Genomic DNA, 19,225 nt, shown 5'->3' with positions numbered 1-19,225 from the left:
TCAGATACCCCAAAGAATCTGCACACCCCAGACGAAGTACGCGAACATCGCGACGCCGCATACCGCCTGGAACAGGAAGCGTATAGCCGTGGCCGACTTGCCGAACGACATCGGCGTCAGGTAGTCGGTGGCGATGGTCCACATGCCGACCCAGGCGTGGGCGCCCAGGGCGACCAGGGCCAGGAGGCTGAAGATGCGCATCCAGTTGCTGCTGAACAGCGAGTGCCATTGGGTGTACTCCATGCCCGGATTGGCAATGATGTACCCGATCAGAAACAGAAAATAAGCCGCGAGAACGACCGCAGACACGCGCTGTGCCATCCAGTCATAGAGGCCCGAACGCGAAAGGTTCGTAACGTTGGTTACCATACCCAAACTCCTGCCAGAACGATCAGCACCACCGAGATGATGAGAACGATTTTGGAGCCCAGCTTGCCGCCTTCCAGCGTCTCGCCGATGCCCATGTCCATGATCAGGTGGCGCACACCGGCCACCAGGTGATACAGCAAGGCGGACAGCAGGGCCCAGATCACAAACTTGGCCAGCGGGCTGGTCAAATACGCCTTCACCTCGCCGAAGCCTTCCTCGGAGCCCAGGGATTTGCTCAATGCGTACAGCATGAGAGCGATGCCCAGGAACAGGATGACACCGGATATACGATGGAGAATGGACGTGTAAGCAGTGACAGGGAGTTTGATGGTCCTTAGGTCTAGGTTTACAGGTCGTTGGCTATTCACGGCTTTTTTCACACTGAAGAGCCCCTAGCAAGCAGGGCAAGTTGTAGGGAAGTGTACTGGTCAGGTACTCACCACCCAGGGAGTGACGACCCCGTCGAAATGGCTCGGAAAAGCCCCCGGCGGTCGGCTGCCGAGTATAGACAGTTAGGCTACTAATGACAACGCACTCGCAGGTCTCGGACGGCGGATTGCGCAGGCGGGGCAAAAGGCTTGAACGAGTCGGAATTTCGCGAAAAAAGCACGCTCGAAGCCCTCTGGGGCCTCACTTTAAGCAAATTGACATTCGAATTTATCTCACTATAGTGGTGCGGGCCCTGCGTGGGGGGTCTGTCTGATGATTTCAAGCATTAATAGGAGGCCACATGGCTGACAAAAAAGCGCAGTTGATCATCGAGGGCGCAGCCCCCGTCGAGCTGCCGATTTTAACCGGCACCGTTGGTCCCGATGTAATCGACGTCAGGAGTTTGACTGCCACGGGCCGCTTCACTTTCGACCCAGGCTTCATGTCGACCGCTTCGTGCGAGTCGAAGATCACCTACATCGACGGCGATGCCGGAATCCTGCTGCACCGCGGCTATCCGATCGAGCAACTCGCCGAACAATCCGACTACCTTGAAACCTGCTACCTGCTGCTCAACGGCGAATTGCCGACTGCCGAGCAGAAGGCCAAGTTCGTCGGCAACATCAAGAACCACACAATGGTTCACGAGCAGTTGAAGACCTTCTTCAACGGCTTCCGCCGCGATGCCCACCCCATGGCCATCATGTGCGGAGTGGTCGGCGCACTGTCCGCGTTCTATCATGACTCGCTCGACATCAATAACCCTCAGCATCGCGAGATCTCGGCGGTACGCCTGGTAGCCAAGATGCCGACACTGGCAGCCATGGTCTACAAGTACTCCATGGGCCAGCCCATGATGTACCCGCGCAACGATCTTTCGTATGCCGAAAACTTCCTGCACATGATGTTCAACACGCCGTGCGAGATCAAACCGATCAGCCCGGTGCTGGCCAAGGCAATGGATCGCATCTTCATCCTGCACGCCGACCACGAGCAGAATGCGTCCACCTCTACCGTGCGCCTGGCAGGCTCTTCGGGCGCCAACCCGTTCGCCTGCATCGCTGCCGGCATCGCGGCGCTGTGGGGCCCTGCCCACGGCGGTGCCAACGAAGCCGTGCTGACCATGCTCGATGAAATCGGCGATGTTTCCAACATCGACGCCTTCATTGCCAAGGCCAAGGACAAGAACGACCCGTTCAAACTGATGGGCTTCGGCCACCGCGTCTACAAGAACCGCGACCCACGGGCCACGGTGATGAAGCAGACCTGCGACGAAGTATTGAAGGAACTGGGCATCAAGAACGATCCGCAACTCGAACTGGCCATGCGCCTGGAAGAGATCGCCTTGACCGACCCGTACTTCATCGAGCGCTCGCTGTACCCGAACGTCGATTTCTATTCGGGCATCATCCTCAAGGCCATCGGCATTCCAACCAGCATGTTCACGGTGATATTCGCCCTGGCGCGCACCGTTGGCTGGATTTCCCACTGGAAGGAAATGCTCTCGAGCCCGTACAAGATCGGCCGCCCACGCCAGCTGTACACCGGCGAGAAAAGCCGCGACGTCACAGCGCTGGACGACCGCACCTAAGCGTTCGCGCTGCAACGAAAGGCCGCCCTCGGGCGGCCTTTTGCTTTTCTATTGTTCCGCCTTGGCACGCAGCGCCTTGAGGGTGTTGAATGGCGCATCCACGACGAACTTGTTGGCAAGCCAGGAAGGCACGCTGCCGCCAGGCTCGGTGTGCACCTGGTAGATCACCTGGGTCTGATTGGCACCCTGAGGCACCATCTTCCAGAAGCCTTCGACCTGAGCCACGCGCACGAAGCCCTTCTCCTCCGGCACATAGTTTGCCGCCCCGGCCAGGTTGCGGGTAACGCTGCCATCGCTGCCATCCACCGTGGTGATGTGCAACACTGAATCCCTCGGCGTCACCGGCCACGGCGTATTGAACTGGGTGTAGGTCCATGTCTGATCGCCCTGATGCTTGAGCAGCTTTTGCGTCTTGCACTCGTGAATCCAGGTGCACGCGCCGGCGACGTCTTCCTGCATCGCCCGCAGCTTCGCGACGCTGGCCTTGATGACGGTTTCGCCACGATAGGCCTTGTACTTGGAGCCTGCGACCTCGCTCAAGGAGACCTTGATCCCCTCCTCGTCCTTGGCCACCACCCACGGCTCCGCCTGGGCAGACATGTGGACGCTGCCCAGCAGGGCTACCAGCGCTATTGAATGCATCGCTCTCATTGTTGTTGTTCCTTGTTGTCGAGAATGGAGCCCTTGCCTATGCGGTCATCTGCTCCCACCAACCCAGAATGCGCACGGCATCCTGATCGCTGTCACCGCACACCTCGGGATCGGCATTGAACGCCGAGCACACTGCCGGCCGCTCGGGCAAACCGAACAGCGCACAGAGGTTGTCCAGAGATAGCTGCACGCAGCGCTGCCCTGCCGGCTTGCCTAAAGGCATGCCAGGAATAGGCGAACTGATGGAAGGGGCGATACAGCAGGCGCCACAGCCTTCGCGGCATTTCATGACGTCATGACCTCACAGGCACGAAGGATTGAAGAGCCCCCATGGTAGTGACCAAACGAGCGTTTGAAAATGCCCGCATCGATATTTCAGTCAGCCAAACTGTAACGGCCGATACCGCAACGGGCACTGATCACTGCTTGAAATTGAAGTCCAGCGCCGCACCCTCGACTTCACGACCGTCGCCGCGCCGCTGCAGCTGCATTTCGTTGTTCAGCAGACGACCATTGAGCTGGAAATCCTCATTGCCCTTGTCACTGAAGAAAGCGGGCAGGATGGGCTTGGGCGCACGCTCGGCAAGCGGAGTCGGCTGGACCGCAGCGTTGACAGGCTGAGTCGGCGGTTTGAGGTCCTTGACGATGTCCTTGGGCAGGCTCAGATCCAGCTTGGCCTCAGGCACAGGAGTGGCGATGACGTCCGACTCCTTACGCGAACGGCTTTTGGCCGCCTTCTTGCGAACCGCCGGTTTCTTTGCCACGGCCTTCTTTGCCGGCGCGTCAGTTTTGACGACAGGCTTGTCAGTTTCCGCCGAGCGCGCTGCGGAAGACGGACTTTCCGACGTTTGTGCCTGAACGCAAGGCACTGCGAAGACGCTTAGATTCAAGCAGAAGACCAGCAATGCAATACGACGCATGGTGTTCATAAGAGCACGGCAACAACGATGAGAGCCCTATGCTCCGCGTTCGCGGTCGAGCTGACAAGCCCCCTGAGCGCTTTCAATAGGAAACTCCTGACTCCTGACACAATTGACGTGCCAGTACACCCAGCGTCGCCAGGGCACGCTCCGCCTCGCGATTCCATGGCACGCCGCAATTGAGCCGAACGCAGTGGTTGAACTGCTCTGTATTGCTGAAGATCAGCCCCGGGGCAATGCTGATCCCCTGCTCCAGCGCGCGAACGTGCAGTTCCTGGGTATTGACCCGCCCCGGCAGACTGACCCATAGAATGAATCCACCCGTGGGCCGCGTGATCTGCGTGCCTTCGGGAAAGTGTTGCTGCACGGCCAACTGGAAGGCACTGAGGTTCTTGCGGTACTCCTGACGAATGAAACGCAGGTGCCGGTCGTAGCCGCCGTTCTCCAGATAGCTGGCCACGCCCATTTGCGTGACGCTGCAGGCCGAATGGGTGCTGAACGTCTGCAAGCGCTGTACCTCGGCCTGGTATTTACCGGCGATCATCCAACCGATCCGTACACCGGGCGACAGCGTCTTTGAGAAACTCGAGCAGTAGATGACATGCCCCAGCCGATCGAACGCCTTGAGCGCCTTGCTCTTGCCCTGCTCGAACATCAATTCGCCATAGATATCGTCCTCGACGATCTGAATATCGAAGTCCGAAGACAGGCGCAACAGCTGCTTCATGCGCTCCTCGGGCATGGTCCCACCCAATGGATTGCTCAAGCGCGGCGTCAGCACCAGCGCCTTGATCGACCACTGATTGGCGGCCAACTGCAACGCCTCCAGGCTGATACCCGTCGACGGATCGCTGGGGATCTCGATCACCTTGAGCCCGAGCAAGTCCGCCAGTTGCAGCAAACCGTAATAGGTAGGCGACTCGGCCGCAATCAGGTCTCCAGGCCGGGTGAGCACGCGCAGGCTCATCTGCAACGCGTCGACGCAACCGTGAGTGATGACGATCTCCGAAGGATCGACCACCACGCCAGCATCGCGCATGCGGATCGCCACCTGCCGGCGCAGCGGCTCGAAGCCTGGGCTGAACATGTAGCTGAACGCACGTGGACTCTGGAATCGGGTGACCTTGGCCAATTGCTGGTGCAATGCCCGTACCGGCAGAAACTCGACGTGGGGCACCGCGGCGCCCAACGGAAACACGCCCTCGCGTCGGGACTCATCCAGCACTTGCTGGATGATGCTGCTGCGTGTGACCAACCCCGGCCGCTCCACCCGCGCAATGTCAGGCGTCGGCGCCGTCAGCGCGGGCGTCTGGTGCACGTAGTAGCCAGACTGTGGCCGCGCGCGAATCAACCCCTGGTCCTCGAGGTTGGCGTAGGCCTGCAACACCGTGGCGTGGCTGACATTGAGCTGCGCGCTCATCTTGCGTACCGAAGGCACACGCTCACCTGGCTGATAGACCCCTCGACGGATGTCATCAGCCAACTGTTGGGCAATACGCTGGTAGAGCAAGAGGTTGGTCATGGCGGGATCTCAGATGTGCCACTGGACCCCTACAGATGCAAACTGTACGGGGACAGCTGGCAGAATAGCAGAGCTGATCCTGCAACTGCACTGTCCAGATTCACCTCTCCATCAACCGCGCGGCAACGCCATTTCCCCTTTTGCGTTGGAAAAGACGATCTCGACCCGACGGTTCTGCGCCCTGCCCCGCTCCGAAGCGTTCGCATCCACAGGATAGGCATCGCCATAACCCTGCACCTGAATACGCGACTCATCGATGCCCAAGTCAACCAGCGTGTCGGCTACCGACTGCGCTCGGTCGGTCGACAGCTGCAGGTTGAAGGCTTTTTCGCCAGTGTTATCGGTGTAGCCTTCGATACGCACCACGCGCTTGGGATTGAGTTGCAGGAACTGCACGAGCTTGAGGATCGTACGGTTGGCCTGTGGCTTGAGCTGCGCCTCCCCCGTATCGAACAGCACGTCACCCAGTGTCATCACCAGCCCGCGGTCGGTCTCGACATTGGCCAACGCCAGAATCTGCTCTTCCAACCACTTGCCCTGCTGCTGCACGCTTTCCAGCTTGGAGTCACGCAACGCCAGTTGCAGGCGCTGCTGGTCCATCTGCAGCTTGGTCAGGCGCTGCTGATTGAGCATCTGCTGACTGCGCTCCCGGGCGATCTCGCTGTAGCGCTGGCTCAGGTAGGCATAATGCTGAGCGTCGCTGCCCGTGCCCCAATAGCTGGCGAGCCGCTCGGCGCGGGCCAGCGATTCGCCAGCCCGGATGACATCCTTGGGCGCGCTGCGCAGCACGTTGGAATCATCACGAACCGCCTGAAAGGCAACCTCGGCACGCTGGACGGCCTCGCTATTGGCGCGCTGACCGGTACAGCCTACCGTCACCAAACCGGCCGCCAGCACCAGACCCACGCGCATTCCCGTCAACTGCTTCACTGCATGTCTCCCAATTGTTTACGCAGGCGCTGGATGCGAGCCTCCAGCACCTTGATCTGCTCCTGCCCCTTGGCAGTCAACAATTGATCTTCCGCAAGACGTGCGTCCAACTCGGCCTGTTCGGCGTTGAGCCGGGCGCTCTTGTAGTTTTCATCGACCATTTGCGCACGCGCCTGGACAAGTTTGTCGACTGCCATCTTCATGGCCTCGTTGTCGTCTGTGGCGCCAACGGCGCGGGCCTGCTCGACGGTCTGGTCAGCCAGACGCAATTGCTGCGTAGGCGCCGGGTCGTTGGCGCAACCGGCAAGCAGCGCAAGCAGCGCGCCTGCGGTCATCGTTTGAATGTTCACGAAAGATTCCTACTGTGGAAGTGCTGCAGGCTTGAGCGATTGCTGGACTTTCCAACGCTCGACATTGCGGGAAAACACCTCGGGAGGTATGCCTGAAGCGGTCAATTCTGTCATTTTTTTCGCCAGCTGTCCGCGCAGCCAGGGATCGTTGCACGCGGAGTCGTGAGACAACGCCAGGTACAACCCCGGCCGGTCGACGGGCAGCTCACTGCTTTGCAGTCGATCGCCCAGGCCCTGTGCCTGAGCCATGGCCGCACCGGAATAGCGTCCGGCGATCACGTATTCGACCTGGCCAAGCACCAGCTTGTCGAAGGCTTGAATCAGATTATCAGTACTGACCAGCTTCAGATGCTCGGCGGCCAGTGTGGCGAATGCCTGGGTGGGTCGCGCCTTGGCCGAGATCGCCCCGGCGTGGCCGTGAAGATCGGCAAGACTGCGGTAAATCAGCGGCGTCGATCGCAGGGTCCACACCAGGTAATCGTTCGGGACCAAGGCAGGATGCACATAATCCAGGGATTCAAGCTCGCTGACGTTCAGGGGTGCATCCACCAGCAAATCCATTCGCCCACTGCGCACCTCTTCCAGCGCCTGTGAACGCTTGCCGGCATAAAGAATGTCGACCTTTACGCCGATCTGGGTCGCCACCTGCTGCAACAGCTCGGCGTTGACGCCGATCAGGCGCTCCGGGTCCTGTGGATCCCGCCATAGATAGGGCGGCGCGTCGGGGCTGCCACTGGCAACCAGTCGCTCGCACTTGCCCGCCCCCTGCGCTGCCAGCGGTAGCAACGCCGCGACCATGCAAAAGCCCGCGCGGCGAAGTCTGCCTTGTCTGGTCATGCTCAACCTCTCCAGCCCATGTCACACGCAAATTCAGATGCAAAAAAGCCCGGTCCCCGCCCGCTGCCCTGTGGGTAACGGATGGCGACCAGGCTTGACTCGACCGCAGCGCGAACCGCTGGATCAGACCAGTTTTTCCAGTTCGGGAACGGCTTCGAACAAGTCAGCGACCAGGCCATAGTCGGCCACCTGGAAGATCGGCGCCTCTTCGTCCTTGTTGATCGCAACGATCACCTTGGAGTCCTTCATGCCGGCCAGATGCTGGATGGCCCCGGAAATGCCTACCGCGATATACAACTGCGGCGCAACGATCTTGCCGGTCTGGCCGACCTGCATGTCGTTGGGCACGAAGCCGGCGTCCACCGCTGCACGCGACGCACCCACGGCAGCACCCAACTTGTCGGCCAGGGTGTAGAGGTGCTTGAAGTTGTCGCCGTTCTGCATGCCACGGCCGCCGGAGACGACGATCTTCGCCGCGGTCAGCTCGGGACGATCGGACTTGGCCAGCTCTTCGCCAACGAAGCTCGATTTGCCGGTATCGTGAGCTGCGCCCACCGCTTCGACAGTCGCTGAACCGCCTTCGGCAGCCACGGCGTCGAAACCGGTGGCACGCACGGTGATGACCTTGATCGCGGCGCTCGATTGCACAGTGGCAATGGCGTTGCCGGCGTAGATCGGACGCTTGAAGGTGTCCGGCGACTCGACCGAGATGATCTCGGAGATCTGGTCGACGTCCAGCGCAGCGGCAACGCGCGGCAGGATGTTCTTGCCGTTGGCGGTCGCAGCGGACAGCACGTGGCTGTAACCCGAGGCCAGCTCGACGATCAGCGGCGCCACGTTTTCAGGCAACTGGTGCGCATAGGCGGCATTGTCCGCCACCAGTACCTTGCTCACGCCCGCGATCTTCGCAGCGGCTTGCGCGACGCTGTCGACCTGCACGCCGGCGACCAGCACGTGAATGTCGCCGCCGATCTTCTGCGCGGCAGCCACGGTGTTCAGGGTCGAAGGTGCAACGCCAGTGTTCACCTGACCTTCGGTTACATAATCGGCGATAACCAGGATAGTCATTCAGATTACCTTCGCTTCGTTTTTCAGTTTTTCGACCAGTTCGGCCACCGACTTGACCTTGACACCGGCACTGCGGGTCGCTGGCGCCTCGACCTTGAGGGTCTTGTTGGTGGAGGTCAACGACACGCCGAGCGCCTCGGGCGTGAACGATTCGAGCGGCTTCTTCTTGGCCTTCATGATGTTGGGCAGGGAAGCGTAGCGCGGCTCGTTCAGACGCAGGTCGGTGGTGACGATGGCCGGCAGGGTCAGGCCAACTGTCTGCAGACCGTCATCGACTTCACGGGTGACATTGAGCTTGTCGCCCGCCACTTCGACCTTGGACGCAAAAGTGCCCTGGGCGTAGCCGCTCAGCGCTGCCAGCATCTGGCCAGTCTGGTTGTTGTCGCTGTCGATCGCCTGCTTGCCCAGGATCACCAATTGCGGCTGCTCCTTGTCGACCACCGCCTTGAGCAGCTTGGCCACAGCCAGTGCGTTCAGTTCCTCGGCATGCTCGACCAGGATGGCACGGTCGGCGCCCAGGGCCAGCGCGGTGCGCAGTTGCTCCTGAGCCGTGGCCGGGCCGATGGTGACCACGACGATTTCGCTGGCGATGCCTTTCTCTTTCAGGCGGACGGCTTCTTCAACAGCGATTTCGCAGAACGGGTTCATCGACATCTTGACGTTGGCAAGATCAACGCCGGAGTTATCCGGCTTGACGCGAACCTTGACGTTGTAGTCGACCACTCGTTTGACAGCTACAAGAACCTTCATGGATTCCTCGTTACTCTCCGGTGAAAAGAATGTCGCCCAGGCAGACCGGACGATGACGTGGGCGCAAGGGCACCATTGAAACGTTTGCAGCATTGCGTAGTGCTGGCAAAAACCTGATTTTTCAAGACCTTGTCCAACAAAACGGGGCAGCCTTCAACAAGTATGACGTGTAAACTCGACCCGATGGGCGTTCGACATGGATGAATGACCCGTGCCGGGGTCGAGATTCGAGGCATCCTGTATTGCACGCAGGCGCTGCATCGAACATGAAGCTGGCCGTATCTTGACCGCTGAGCCCTGACCGGTCAATACGCGGAACTCACCGGTCACGCCCCCTGGCCACCTTGATTTTACTGGGCTGGAGCAGATTCAAACAAACGTTTGTATTGGACCGGCCAAGTGGTGTAGATATACTGCAGCACGCGCATCCCCTTGCCTGTAGCCGTCCAGACACGGTACTACACGAGCAGATGAACGCAGCACCCAACCGCGACACCCCGGATGACCGTTCCGGACGCTTCACCCATTAGAAAGGCCTGATGAGCCCTGAGTAGGAGAGAACCCGTGGAACGCGAATACATGGAATTCGACGTCGTCGTCGTCGGCGCAGGCCCAGCAGGCCTGTCCGCCGCATGCCGACTGAAGCAGAAAGCCGCCGACGCCGGACAGGAAATCAGCGTCTGCGTGGTTGAAAAAGGCTCCGAGGTCGGTGCTCACATCCTTTCCGGTGCCGTCTTCGAACCGCGGGCGCTCACCGAGCTGTTCCCGGACTGGAAAGCCCTGGGTGCGCCCCTGAACACGCCCGTCACCCGCGACGACATCTTCATCCTGAAGAACGCCGAGAGTGGCACAAAGATCCCCGACGCCTTCGTGCCCAAGACCATGCACAACGAAGGCAACTACATCATCTCCCTGGGCAATCTGTGCCGCTGGCTCGCCCAGCAGGCTGAAAACCTGGGTGTCGAGATCTATCCCGGATTTGCCGCACAAGAAGCGCTGATCGACGAAACGGGCGTCGTGCGCGGCATCATCACCGGCGACCTGGGTGTTGATCGCGAGGGCAAGCCCAAAGAAGGGCTGTATACCCCGGGCATGGAACTGCGCGGCAAATACACCCTGTTCGCCGAAGGCTGCCGCGGTCACATCGGCAAGCAACTGATCGAACGCTTCAAACTGGACAGCGATGCCGACGCACAGCATTACGGGATCGGCTTGAAAGAAATCTGGGACATCGATCCTGCCAAGCACCAGCCGGGGCTGGTGGTCCACACCGCCGGCTGGCCGCTGGAGGTCATGGGTACCGAGAACACCGGCGGCTCGTTCCTCTATCACCTGGAAAACAATCAGGTGGTGGTCGGCCTCATCGTCGACCTGTCCTACGCCAACCCATTCCTGTCGCCTTTCGACGAGTTCCAGCGACTCAAGCACCATCCGGTCCTCAAGCAGTATCTGGAAGGCGGCAAGCGCGTCAGCTACGGCGCCCGTGCCATCTGCAAGGGTGGCTTCAACTCGCTGCCCAAGATGGTCTTCGCCGGCGGCGCGCTGATCGGCTGCGACCTGGGCACCATGAACTTCTCCAAGATCAAGGGCAGCCACACCGCCATGAAGTCCGGCATGCTCGCCGCCGAGGCGGTGGCCGACGCGCTGTTCCAGGGCTCGGAAGGCGGAGACGTGCTCGACGGCTACGTGTCCGGCTTCAAGGCCAGCTGGCTGTATGAAGAGCTCTTCGCCAGCCGCAATTTCGGGGCTGCCATCCACAAGTGGGGAGCCATCGTCGGCGGCGCGTTCAACTTCGTCGATCAGAACCTGTTCAAGGGCAAGATCCCCTTCACCCTGCACGACAACAAGCCTGACTACGCCTGCATGAAACTGGCAGCGGACAGCAAGCGCATCGACTACCCCAAGCCCGATGGCAAATTGAGCTTCGACAAACTCAGTTCGGTGTTCATCTCAGGCACCAACCATGAAGAAGAGCAGCCGTGCCACCTCAAGCTCAAGGATCCGAGCATTCCCATCGGCAAGAACCTGCCGCTGTACGACGAGCCTGCTCAGCGCTACTGCCCGGCCGGTGTCTATGAAGTGGTCACCCAGGAAGACGGTGCCAAGCGCTTCCAGATCAACGCGCAGAATTGCGTGCACTGCAAGACGTGCGACATCAAGGATCCTTCGCAGAACATCGTCTGGGTAGCACCCGAAGGCTCGGGTGGACCGACCTACCCGAACATGTAACTTCTCACCCACGGCAGGAGCGGATATGCCCAAGACCACGATGTTCGACCTCGACGGCAGAATAGCGCTGGTCTCCGGCGCCAGCCGTGGGATCGGCGAGTCCATTGCCCGATTGCTGGCCCAGCAGGGCGCACATGTGATCGTCGTCAGTCGCAGGCTGGACGGCTGCCAGCGTGTCGCCGACAGCATCAACGCTGGCGGCGACCAGGCTACCGCGATAGCCTGCCACATTGGCGAAACCGAGCAGATTCGGGACTTGTTCGCACGCATCCGCGCAACCTTCGGTCGCCTGGACATCTTGGTCAACAATGCCGCCACCAACCCCCAGTTCGGCAGCGTCCTGGATGTCGAACTGGGCGCTTTCCAGAAGACCGTGGACGTCAATGTCCGCGGTTACTTCTTCATGTCGGTCGAAGCCGGCAAGTTGATGCGCGAACACGGTGGTGGCAGCATCATCAACGTGGCGTCGATCAACGGCGTGTCACCCGGTGTGTTCCAAGGCGTCTATTCCATGACCAAGGCTGCGGTGATCAACATGACCAAGGCGTTCGCCAAGGAATGCGCCTGCTTCAACATCCGCTGCAATGCGTTGCTACCGGGCCTGACCGACACCCGTTTCGCTTCCGCACTGGTCGAGAACCAGGCGATCCTCAAGACCGCGCTCGCGCAGATTCCGCTCAAGCGTGTGGCCCAGCCTGAAGAAATGGCCGGGGCGGTGCTGTACCTCGCCAGCTCGGCTTCCAGCTACACCACAGGAACCGCCCTGAACGTAGACGGTGGCTTTCTCTGCTGAATACTTAGACCTTGGGATCCGCAGGCGCCTTTGCGGGCGCCGCGTACTTGGGCTTGAGGTGACCTTCGCCATCCAGTAACCAGGCATCCATGATCTCGCGTACCACGGGACCTGCGACGCGCCCGCCCGCCTCGCCGTTCTCGATCATCACCGCCACCACGATCTTCGGCCGGTCGGCCGGCGCAAAGCCTACGAACAGCGCGTTGTCACGGTTGCGTTCCAGGGTCTTGAGACGGTTGTAGCGCTCACCCTGCTTGATCGCGACCACCTGAGCCGTACCCGACTTGCCGGCGATGCGATACTGCGCACCGGCGGCAGCCTGCCGCGCAATGCCGCGCGGATCGTGCATGACGAGTTGCATGCCGTGGTTGACCTGATCCCATTCGCGGTTGTCACGCAGCACGATATTGGGGATCGGGTTGTCGTCCACCGGCGCCAGCCCGCCTACGGTTTCCGCCAGATGCGGCCGACGCCACACGCCCTTGCTGGCGATCAGCGTGGTGGCCTGGGCCAGTTGCAACGGTGTAACCTGCATGTAGCCCTGGCCAATACCCAGGATCAGCGTCTCACCGGGGAACCACGCCTGACGTCGGGTCGCGCGCTTCCACTGCTGCGACGGCATCAAGCCAGGCGCTTCCTCGAACATGTCCAGCGACACCTTCTGCCCCAGGCCGAAGCGCGTCATGTAATCGTGCATGCGGTCCACACCGAGCTTGTGCGCCAGGTCATAGAAATAGGTGTCGTTGGAACGCATGATGGCGGCGTCCATGTCCACCCAGCCATCGCCCGTGCGGTTCCAGTTGCGGTACTTGTGGTCGTAGTTGGGCAGTTCATAGTAACCGGGGTCGAAGACCCGAGACTGGGGCGTGACCGCACCCGTATCCAGGCCGGCAATCGCCACTTCCGGTTTGATCGTCGAGCCAGGTGCGTACAGGCCCCGCAGGACGCGATTGAACAGCGGCCGGTCGATGGAATCGCGCAACGCCGCGTATTCCTTGAAGCTGATCCCGGTGACGAAAAGATTGGGATCGAAGCTGGGCTTGCTGACCATGGCCAGTACGTCACCGGTTTCCGGATCAATGCACACCACCGCCCCACGCCGATCGCCCAGCGCCTTCTCAGCGGCTTCCTGCAGGTGCACATCCAGGCTCAGTACGATGTTCTTGCCCGGCACCGGATCGTGGTGGTTGAGCACCCGCATGACCCGTCCCTGAGCATTGGTCTCGACCTCTTCATAGCCCACCTGGCCATGCAGCTCCGTTTCATAGAAGCGCTCGACACCGGTCTTGCCCACCGACTGCGTGCCGCGGTATTGCGTCTGATCGAGCGTCTTGGATTCCTTCTCGTTGATCCGCCCTACGTAGCCGACCGAGTGCGCGAAATGCTCCTTGCGCGGATACTCACGTACGAACTGAGGTTCCACATCGATGCCCGGCAGCAGAAATTGATTCACCGCGATCTTGGCGATCTGGTTCTCGTTCAGTTCATACATCAAGGTAACGGGTTCAAAGGGATGGCGTACACGCTTCAGGTCCTTGTCGAACTGCTTGCGCGCTTCATCGCTCAGCTCCAGCACCTTGACAACCTCGTCCAGCACCTGCGCGGTATTGCCGGCGCGCTCGCGGGTCAGGGTCAGATTGAAACTGGGTCGGTTATCGGCCAATACCACGCCATTGCGGTCGTAGATCACCCCGCGCTCCGGCGGGATCGGCAGCACGTGCACCCGGTTGTTTTCGGATACCGTGGAGTTGTAGGCGAACTCGATGACCTGCAGGAAGTACAGACGCCCTATCAAAGCAATGCTCAAGGCCAGCACCAGCAACGCGCAGGCGATCAACCGACGGTTGACCAGGCCTTGTTCCTTACCATGATCTTTGAGAGGGATGGGCTGGGGCATGCGGACCGCTCTGAAAAAGCGCCGATGGTAACCAAGCAGGCCCCTGCCCTCAAGCGCCAACTCCCTCGGGCTGACCAAGGGAGCCGGGTAAGGCGTGTATCAGGTACGGTCCTGAGGCAGACGCACCTGGCGCTTGGTACTGACGAAAATACCCCAGCTGGACATGAACAGCGCCGCGATCAACGGGCCGATCACGAAACCATTCAGGCCAAACACCGCCAAGCCACCCAGCGTCGACACCAGGATCAGGTAATCCGGCATCTTCGTGTCCTTGCCGACCAGAACCGGACGCAACACGTTGTCGACCATGCCGATCACCAGAATACCGAACAAGGTCAACGTCACCCCCTGCCAGATATAACCGCTCAACAGGAAATAGGCCGCCACCGGCGCCCAAACGATCCCGGCCCCGACGGCAGGCAACAGCGACAGGAAAGCCATGAGTACAGCCCACAGCAACGCGCTGGGAATATCGAGGAACCAGAAGATCACACCACCCAAGGCACCTTGCGTAACGGCCACCAGCAGGTTGCCCTTCACCGTGGCACGCACCACACGGTTGAACTTCAACTGCAGACGGCGCTTCTGTTGCTCGGCCAGTGGAATGGCCGTACGGATCTTGCGCGACAGTTCAGGGCCATCACGCAGGAAGAAGAACAGCAAGTACAGCATGATGCCGAAGCTGATCACGAAATCCAGCGTGCCCTGGCCGAAGCTGAATGCCTGAGTCGCGAAATATTGACTGCCCTGCATGGCGCCCTTGGCAACTTTGTCACGCACGCCTTCGAGATCGCCCATGCCCATGCGATCGAGCAACTGTTGCCCGGAGGCCGGAAGCAGCTGCTTGAACTGATCGATATAACCCGCCACGTCCAGTTGGCCACTTTCGATATTCTTGTAAAGCACCGCACCTTCTTGCACCAACAGCGCGCTGATGATGATCACCGGCAGGATCGCGATCAGCAATGCCGTGGTCAGCGTGACCAGCGAACTGATGTTGCGACGCCGGTTCAACTTCATCATCACCAGTCGTTGCAAAGGCGCAAATACGATACCCAGGATCACGGCCCAGAATACCGCGCCGTAATAAGGCAGAAGAATCCAGATGAAAGCGATGGTGACGAGGATCAACAGTAACAACAGGGTTTTGTTTTGCAGGTTGGTTTCGTTCATGTCCGATCCATGTCGATAAGCTACAGAACCGTCATTCGGTCCTGTGAGTTAGTCCTCCCAGCCGCCTGCGAGTTTAGTCATCGGCAAGATATATCCGCGTTAAACGCGTTTATCCAGGTCGACCGCTACGCGCAGCCCACCCAGCGGACTTTCCGACAGCTGCAAACGAGCCGACCAGCTTTCCACGATGTCCCGAACGATACCCAGCCCCAGACCATGCCCGTCGACCTGCTCATCCAACCGAGAGCCGCGATCCAGCACCGCCTGACGTGCGTCCTCGGGTATCCCCGGACCGTCGTCGTCCACCCAGATACTGTACCCCTGCACATGCTCGACAATGCTCAGGCAGACTTGCGCGTCCGCCCATTTACAGGCGTTGTCGAGCAGGTTGCCCAACAGCTCCAGCACGTCCTCGCGATCCCATGGTAGACGCACATCCGCTGCCACCTCGTAGCTCAGGTTCAAATGCCCACCGTGAATCATCTCCAGAGTCGCGAACAGACCCGGAATCTCTTCTGCGCAATCGAACTGAACACCCGGCAACGCATCGCCTGCCAAGCGCGCACGATTGAGCTCACGGCTCAGCCGCAATTGGATGTGCTCCAACTGCTCACGCAACAGCCGACCAACCTCGGGATGGTCACGCAGCCGCTCACTGCTCGCCAGACTCAACAGCACCGCCATGGGCGTCTTCAGCGCGTGCCCAAGATTGCCCAAGGCATTACGCGAACGCTTGAGACTGTCTTCGGTGTGCAGCAAGAGGTGGTTGATCTGCGCCACTAGCGGCTCAAGCTCTGCCGGAACTTCGCTGTCCAGTTGCGACCGCTGCCCGAGCTGCAACTGGGCAATCTGTTCCCGGGTGCGTTCCAGTGGCTTGAGCGAGCGTTTGACCGTGATCCGCTGCAGTACGAGCACCGCAATCAATGCGGCCAGGCCCATTCCCAGGCCAATCTGACGTACCCGCTGAAAGCTTGTGCGAACGGGTGTGTAGTCTTGGGCCACAATGATGGCCAGTGGCTGGCCGAGCCGACGGTAATCGGCCCGCAACACCAGCAGCAGTTGACCTTCGGGACCCAGCTTCAAACCTGAATACAACCCCGATTGCTCGGGCACCGGCAGCTCGAGATCCCACAGCGAGCGGGACCGCCAGTGGCCCTCGGGAAAGTCTATGCGGAAATAATGCCCGGAGAACGGACGTTCGTAGGCAGGAGAAATACGATGTTGATCCAGCTGCAAACCCTGCGGCCCCCGCTGCATGGCCACCAGAAGGTTTTCACTTTCGTTGCGCAGCCCCGCTTCCAGGTAGCGCTGCAGACCCATTTCGAACAGCCACAAACTCAACTGCGCGAGCACCAGGCCAACCACGACCAGAACGCTGATCAGTCCGACGCTCAATCGCGCCTGGATGGATCTCACTGCACGACCCCGGCAAAACGGTAGCCCTGCCCTCGCCGCGTTTCGATCACACTGCGACCCAGCTTGCGCCGCAGGTGATTGACGTGCACTTCCAGCACGTTCGAATCGCGCTCGGTCTCGCCGTCATACAGGTGATCGGCCAAATGGCCCTTGGAAAGGATCTGGTCGGGGTGGAGCATGAAATAGCGCAGCAGCCGGAACTCTGCAGCGGTGAGCTGTATATCGACTCCGGCCTGTAATACGCATTGGCGACCTTCGTCCAGATGCAGACCCGCCGCTTCCAGACGCGGCATGTTCGACAGACCTCGCGCCCGCCGCACCAACGCCTGGGCACGCAACTGAAGTTCTTCAGGGTGAAACGGCTTGGTCAGGTAATCATCGGCGCCTGCTTTCAAACCTTCGATACGCTCGGCCCATGAGCCACGCGCGGTCAGAATGAGCACCGGGGTGGAAAGGTTCGCCGCTCGCCACTGAGCCAACACTTCCAGCCCAGGCAGGCCAGGCAATCCTAGATCGAGGATGATCAAATCATAAGGTTCGGACTGCCCCTGATAGACCGCGTCTCGACCGTCCGCCAGCCAATCCACGGCGTACCCCTGGCGACTGAGGCTGGCGCTCAGCTCATCGGCCAGAGGAACGTTGTCTTCCACCAACAGCAAGCGCATCAGTCATCTTCCTCGTCTTTGAGCAAATCACCTGTAGCCGCATCCAATTTGATCTCGCGAACGACACCTGCCGTGGTCAGCAGCTCGACTTCATAGACCAGCTTCTGCTGCTTTTCTTCGAGTTCAGCCTCCAGCAGGCGAGCACCGGGATAACGCGCCATGGCCTGGCCTAGCAGTTGTTCGAGGGGCAGAATCACACCCTCCTGTCTGAGTCGCAGCGCCTCATCCTGATCTAGATCTCGAGCCACTGCCAACGAGCAGAACGCCAGCAGCCCGACCATCAGTGCGCGACCCGCTGGCGGTATGTTCATTAGGTATCCTGATGATCTTTGAGCACTTGACCAGTGGTTGCATCGAGCTCTACATCCCACTCGACGCCCTTGCTGTCGCGCAGTTCGACTTGATAGATGTATTTACCGTATTCCTCTTCCAGCTCGGTCTCGTGAACAGTGCCGCCTGGATGTTTCGCCAATGCTGCAGCATTGAGCTTCTCGAAGGACTGGATGGTACCAGCATCGCGCAACCGAAGCGCTTCGTCCGGGCCAAGATCTTTGGCCTGAGCACTGACGGCAACGAAACTCATGGAAGAAGCCAGAAGCAAAGCAGTCAACATTTTCATTCGGTTCACCTTGTGTATGTGTGAGGTATGTATGGTGTACGAGAGACACAATACCGAAGGCGACTTAACTCAAACTTAATGGCACAACGCTAGCCTCCAAATGATCGCGGTGTTGCAGCACGCTCTGCCCCACCGTGCGTCAGCCGGCTGGACCGATCCCACCACGCTCCCCATGCACACTTACCGTTCAGGTTGGACACCTGATAAACTGCAGCACTGACTTGCCTACAAATTGGAACAAACGTGGAAATTTTCAAGGAATTCACTTTCGAGTCTGCCCATCGGCTTCCTCACGTACCCGAGGGACACAAATGCGGTCGCTTGCATGGCCATTCCTTCAAGGTCGCGATCTATCTGCAGGGCGACGTTGATCCCCATACCGGCTGGATCCGAGACTTTTCCGAAATCAAGGCGATATTCAAGCCGCTCTACGAGCGTCTCGACCACAACTATCTGAATGATCTTCCCGGCCTGGAGAATCCCACCAGCGAGAACCTCGCCAAATGGATCTGGCATGAGCTCAAACCGCTATTGCCCGAATTGTCCAAGATTCGTATCCACGAGACCTGCACGAGCGGATGCGAGTACACCGGCGACTGACCGGCATGCTACGAAAAACCACCCTGCTGGGTGGTTTTTTTTGCGTGCGGATCAGTGTTTTTTGTTTCGAGAAAGACAAAACCCCTACCTGCTYRCGCAGATAGGGGTTTCGGAATTGAATCTTGACGATGACCTACTCTCACATGGGGAAACCCCACACTACCATCGGCGATGCATCGTTTCACTGCTGAGTTCGGGATGGGATCAGGTGGTTCCAATGCTCTATGGTCGTCAAGAAATTCTGTAGCCAGGATGCCCTTTGGGAGGCACTCCAGCGAATCGGGTATGTGATAGTTGTGGGTTGCTTTGCTTGCGAACTTTCGGTTCGTGTCATCTCCACAGTCACCGCAATCTGGTCATTCGACGCAAATTGCTTGGGTGTTATATGGTCAAGYCTCACGGGCAATTAGTATGGG

The 19,225-nt window shown here is 59.7% G+C and carries 21 protein-coding genes and 1 rRNA gene; 4 read left to right on the top strand and 18 right to left on the bottom strand.

Features of this window, described 5'->3' with window-relative positions; translation table 11 throughout:
• Nucleotides 1-369, bottom strand: a complete 369-nt coding sequence (sdhD, locus tag ASF66_RS00110; protein WP_049859853.1) for a succinate dehydrogenase, hydrophobic membrane anchor protein — start codon at nt 367-369, stop codon at nt 1-3.
• Nucleotides 363-749, bottom strand: a complete 387-nt coding sequence (gene sdhC / locus ASF66_RS00105) for a succinate dehydrogenase, cytochrome b556 subunit (RefSeq protein ID WP_177331276.1) — start codon at nt 747-749, stop codon at nt 363-365. Before sdhC ends, sdhD begins: the two co-directional genes overlap by 7 nt.
• Nucleotides 750-1,099: 350 nt before the next feature.
• Between sdhC and gltA the strand changes: the two genes are divergently transcribed.
• Complete coding sequence (gltA, locus tag ASF66_RS00100) at nt 1,100-2,389, top strand: citrate synthase (RefSeq protein WP_049859852.1); 1,290 nt, start codon at nt 1,100-1,102, stop codon at nt 2,387-2,389.
• 48 nt (nt 2,390-2,437) lie between these two features.
• Here gltA and ASF66_RS00095 read toward each other — a convergent pair whose 3' ends face one another.
• The 9 genes from ASF66_RS00095 to ASF66_RS00055 all read right to left on the bottom strand — a co-directional run bounded on the left by ASF66_RS00095 (nt 2,438) and on the right by ASF66_RS00055 (nt 9,417).
• Nucleotides 2,438-3,040: an START domain-containing protein gene (locus tag ASF66_RS00095; protein ID WP_049859851.1), complete on the bottom strand. Its 603-nt coding sequence runs from the start codon at nt 3,038-3,040 to the stop codon at nt 2,438-2,440.
• Between the two features lie 37 nt (nt 3,041-3,077).
• Complete coding sequence (locus ASF66_RS00090) at nt 3,078-3,329, bottom strand: YkgJ family cysteine cluster protein (RefSeq protein WP_049859850.1); 252 nt, start codon at nt 3,327-3,329, stop codon at nt 3,078-3,080.
• 130 nt (nt 3,330-3,459) lie between these two features.
• Nucleotides 3,460-3,969, bottom strand: a complete 510-nt coding sequence (locus ASF66_RS00085) for a hypothetical protein (RefSeq protein WP_056842216.1) — start codon at nt 3,967-3,969, stop codon at nt 3,460-3,462.
• 73 nt (nt 3,970-4,042) lie between these two features.
• Nucleotides 4,043-5,482 (bottom strand): aminotransferase-like domain-containing protein, encoded by a 1,440-nt coding sequence (locus ASF66_RS00080; RefSeq protein ID WP_056842215.1) that lies wholly within the window; start codon nt 5,480-5,482, stop codon nt 4,043-4,045.
• A 111-nt stretch (nt 5,483-5,593) separates the two neighbouring features.
• Nucleotides 5,594-6,394 carry an OmpA family protein gene (locus tag ASF66_RS00075; RefSeq protein WP_056842214.1) on the bottom strand — a complete coding sequence of 267 codons (801 nt, stop codon included), beginning with the start codon at nt 6,392-6,394 and terminating at the stop codon, nt 5,594-5,596.
• Nucleotides 6,395-6,408: 14 nt separating this feature from the next.
• Nucleotides 6,409-6,747: a DUF4398 domain-containing protein gene (locus ASF66_RS00070; protein ID WP_082484536.1), complete on the bottom strand. Its 339-nt coding sequence runs from the start codon at nt 6,745-6,747 to the stop codon at nt 6,409-6,411.
• A 24-nt stretch (nt 6,748-6,771) separates the two neighbouring features.
• The gene (locus ASF66_RS00065) at nt 6,772-7,599 is read right to left on the bottom strand and encodes a substrate-binding periplasmic protein (RefSeq protein ID WP_056842212.1); all 828 of its coding nucleotides are present in this window, start codon (nt 7,597-7,599) and stop codon (nt 6,772-6,774) included.
• Between the two features lie 123 nt (nt 7,600-7,722).
• Nucleotides 7,723-8,667 carry an electron transfer flavoprotein subunit alpha/FixB family protein gene (locus tag ASF66_RS00060; RefSeq protein ID WP_049859845.1) on the bottom strand — a complete coding sequence of 315 codons (945 nt, stop codon included), beginning with the start codon at nt 8,665-8,667 and terminating at the stop codon, nt 7,723-7,725.
• Complete coding sequence (locus ASF66_RS00055) at nt 8,668-9,417, bottom strand: electron transfer flavoprotein subunit beta/FixA family protein (protein ID WP_056842211.1); 750 nt, start codon at nt 9,415-9,417, stop codon at nt 8,668-8,670.
• A gap of 564 nt (nt 9,418-9,981) precedes the next feature.
• Here ASF66_RS00055 and ASF66_RS00050 point away from each other — a divergent pair.
• A complete protein-coding gene (locus ASF66_RS00050; protein WP_049859843.1) occupies nt 9,982-11,646 on the top strand; it encodes an electron transfer flavoprotein-ubiquinone oxidoreductase in 1,665 nt (554 codons plus the stop codon).
• Nucleotides 11,647-11,671: 25 nt separating this feature from the next.
• Complete coding sequence (locus ASF66_RS00045; protein ID WP_056842210.1) at nt 11,672-12,439, top strand: SDR family oxidoreductase; 768 nt, start codon at nt 11,672-11,674, stop codon at nt 12,437-12,439.
• A 4-nt stretch (nt 12,440-12,443) separates the two neighbouring features.
• Here ASF66_RS00045 and mrdA read toward each other — a convergent pair whose 3' ends face one another.
• The 6 genes from mrdA to ASF66_RS00015 form a co-directional block, all read right to left on the bottom strand.
• A complete protein-coding gene (gene mrdA / locus ASF66_RS00040) occupies nt 12,444-14,336 on the bottom strand; it encodes a penicillin-binding protein 2 (protein WP_056842209.1) in 1,893 nt (630 codons plus the stop codon).
• A gap of 99 nt (nt 14,337-14,435) precedes the next feature.
• Entirely contained in the window at nt 14,436-15,509 is a 1,074-nt protein-coding gene (locus ASF66_RS00035; protein WP_049859840.1) for an AI-2E family transporter, read from the bottom strand.
• A gap of 99 nt (nt 15,510-15,608) precedes the next feature.
• A complete protein-coding gene (locus ASF66_RS00030; RefSeq protein ID WP_056842208.1) occupies nt 15,609-16,925 on the bottom strand; it encodes an ATP-binding protein in 1,317 nt (438 codons plus the stop codon).
• Entirely contained in the window at nt 16,922-17,590 is a 669-nt protein-coding gene (locus tag ASF66_RS00025) for a response regulator transcription factor (RefSeq protein WP_056842207.1), read from the bottom strand. Before ASF66_RS00025 ends, ASF66_RS00030 begins: the two co-directional genes overlap by 4 nt.
• Complete coding sequence (locus ASF66_RS00020; RefSeq protein WP_049859837.1) at nt 17,590-17,901, bottom strand: PepSY domain-containing protein; 312 nt, start codon at nt 17,899-17,901, stop codon at nt 17,590-17,592. The genes ASF66_RS00025 and ASF66_RS00020 overlap by 1 nt, the downstream gene beginning before the upstream one ends.
• Complete coding sequence (locus ASF66_RS00015) at nt 17,901-18,209, bottom strand: PepSY domain-containing protein (RefSeq protein ID WP_056842206.1); 309 nt, start codon at nt 18,207-18,209, stop codon at nt 17,901-17,903. The genes ASF66_RS00020 and ASF66_RS00015 overlap by 1 nt, the downstream gene beginning before the upstream one ends.
• A 243-nt stretch (nt 18,210-18,452) precedes the next feature.
• On the opposite strand from ASF66_RS00015, the gene queD reads away from it, so the two are divergent.
• Nucleotides 18,453-18,809 (top strand): 6-carboxytetrahydropterin synthase QueD, encoded by a 357-nt coding sequence (gene queD, locus ASF66_RS00010; RefSeq protein ID WP_049859835.1) that lies wholly within the window; start codon nt 18,453-18,455, stop codon nt 18,807-18,809.
• A gap of 120 nt (nt 18,810-18,929) precedes the next feature.
• Here the strand turns inward: queD and rrf are convergent.
• Nucleotides 18,930-19,045: ribosomal RNA gene (gene rrf, locus ASF66_RS00005) — 5S ribosomal RNA — on the bottom strand.
• Nucleotides 19,046-19,225: the final 180 nt, after the last annotated feature.

The organism is Pseudomonas sp. Leaf129 (genome assembly GCF_001423465.1).
GTDB lineage: Bacteria > Pseudomonadota > Gammaproteobacteria > Pseudomonadales > Pseudomonadaceae > Aquipseudomonas > Aquipseudomonas coleopterorum.
This window is presented reverse-complemented; position numbering and strand designations above follow the sequence as displayed.

Bases quoted from the DNA above. Each gene is read 5' to 3' on its own strand.
- sdhD (WP_049859853.1), bottom strand. From the start codon at position 369: ATGGTAACCAACGTTACGAACCTTTCGCGTTCGGGCCTCTATGACTGG.
- gltA (WP_049859852.1), top strand. From the start codon at position 1,100: ATGGCTGACAAAAAAGCGCAGTTGATCATCGAGGGCGCAGCCCCCGTC.
- ASF66_RS00095 (WP_049859851.1), bottom strand. From the start codon at position 3,040: ATGAGAGCGATGCATTCAATAGCGCTGGTAGCCCTGCTGGGCAGCGTC.
- ASF66_RS00090 (WP_049859850.1), bottom strand. From the start codon at position 3,329: ATGAAATGCCGCGAAGGCTGTGGCGCCTGCTGTATCGCCCCTTCCATC.
- ASF66_RS00085 (WP_056842216.1), bottom strand. From the start codon at position 3,969: ATGAACACCATGCGTCGTATTGCATTGCTGGTCTTCTGCTTGAATCTA.
- ASF66_RS00080 (WP_056842215.1), bottom strand. From the start codon at position 5,482: ATGACCAACCTCTTGCTCTACCAGCGTATTGCCCAACAGTTGGCTGAT.
- ASF66_RS00075 (WP_056842214.1), bottom strand. From the start codon at position 6,394: ATGCGCGTGGGTCTGGTGCTGGCGGCCGGTTTGGTGACGGTAGGCTGT.
- ASF66_RS00070 (WP_082484536.1), bottom strand. From the start codon at position 6,747: ATGACCGCAGGCGCGCTGCTTGCGCTGCTTGCCGGTTGCGCCAACGAC.
- ASF66_RS00065 (WP_056842212.1), bottom strand. From the start codon at position 7,599: ATGACCAGACAAGGCAGACTTCGCCGCGCGGGCTTTTGCATGGTCGCG.
- ASF66_RS00060 (WP_049859845.1), bottom strand. From the start codon at position 8,667: ATGACTATCCTGGTTATCGCCGATTATGTAACCGAAGGTCAGGTGAAC.
- ASF66_RS00055 (WP_056842211.1), bottom strand. From the start codon at position 9,417: ATGAAGGTTCTTGTAGCTGTCAAACGAGTGGTCGACTACAACGTCAAG.
- ASF66_RS00045 (WP_056842210.1), top strand. From the start codon at position 11,672: ATGCCCAAGACCACGATGTTCGACCTCGACGGCAGAATAGCGCTGGTC.
- mrdA (WP_056842209.1), bottom strand. From the start codon at position 14,336: ATGCCCCAGCCCATCCCTCTCAAAGATCATGGTAAGGAACAAGGCCTG.
- ASF66_RS00035 (WP_049859840.1), bottom strand. From the start codon at position 15,509: ATGAACGAAACCAACCTGCAAAACAAAACCCTGTTGTTACTGTTGATC.
- ASF66_RS00025 (WP_056842207.1), bottom strand. From the start codon at position 17,590: ATGCGCTTGCTGTTGGTGGAAGACAACGTTCCTCTGGCCGATGAGCTG.
- ASF66_RS00020 (WP_049859837.1), bottom strand. From the start codon at position 17,901: ATGAACATACCGCCAGCGGGTCGCGCACTGATGGTCGGGCTGCTGGCG.
- ASF66_RS00015 (WP_056842206.1), bottom strand. From the start codon at position 18,209: ATGAAAATGTTGACTGCTTTGCTTCTGGCTTCTTCCATGAGTTTCGTT.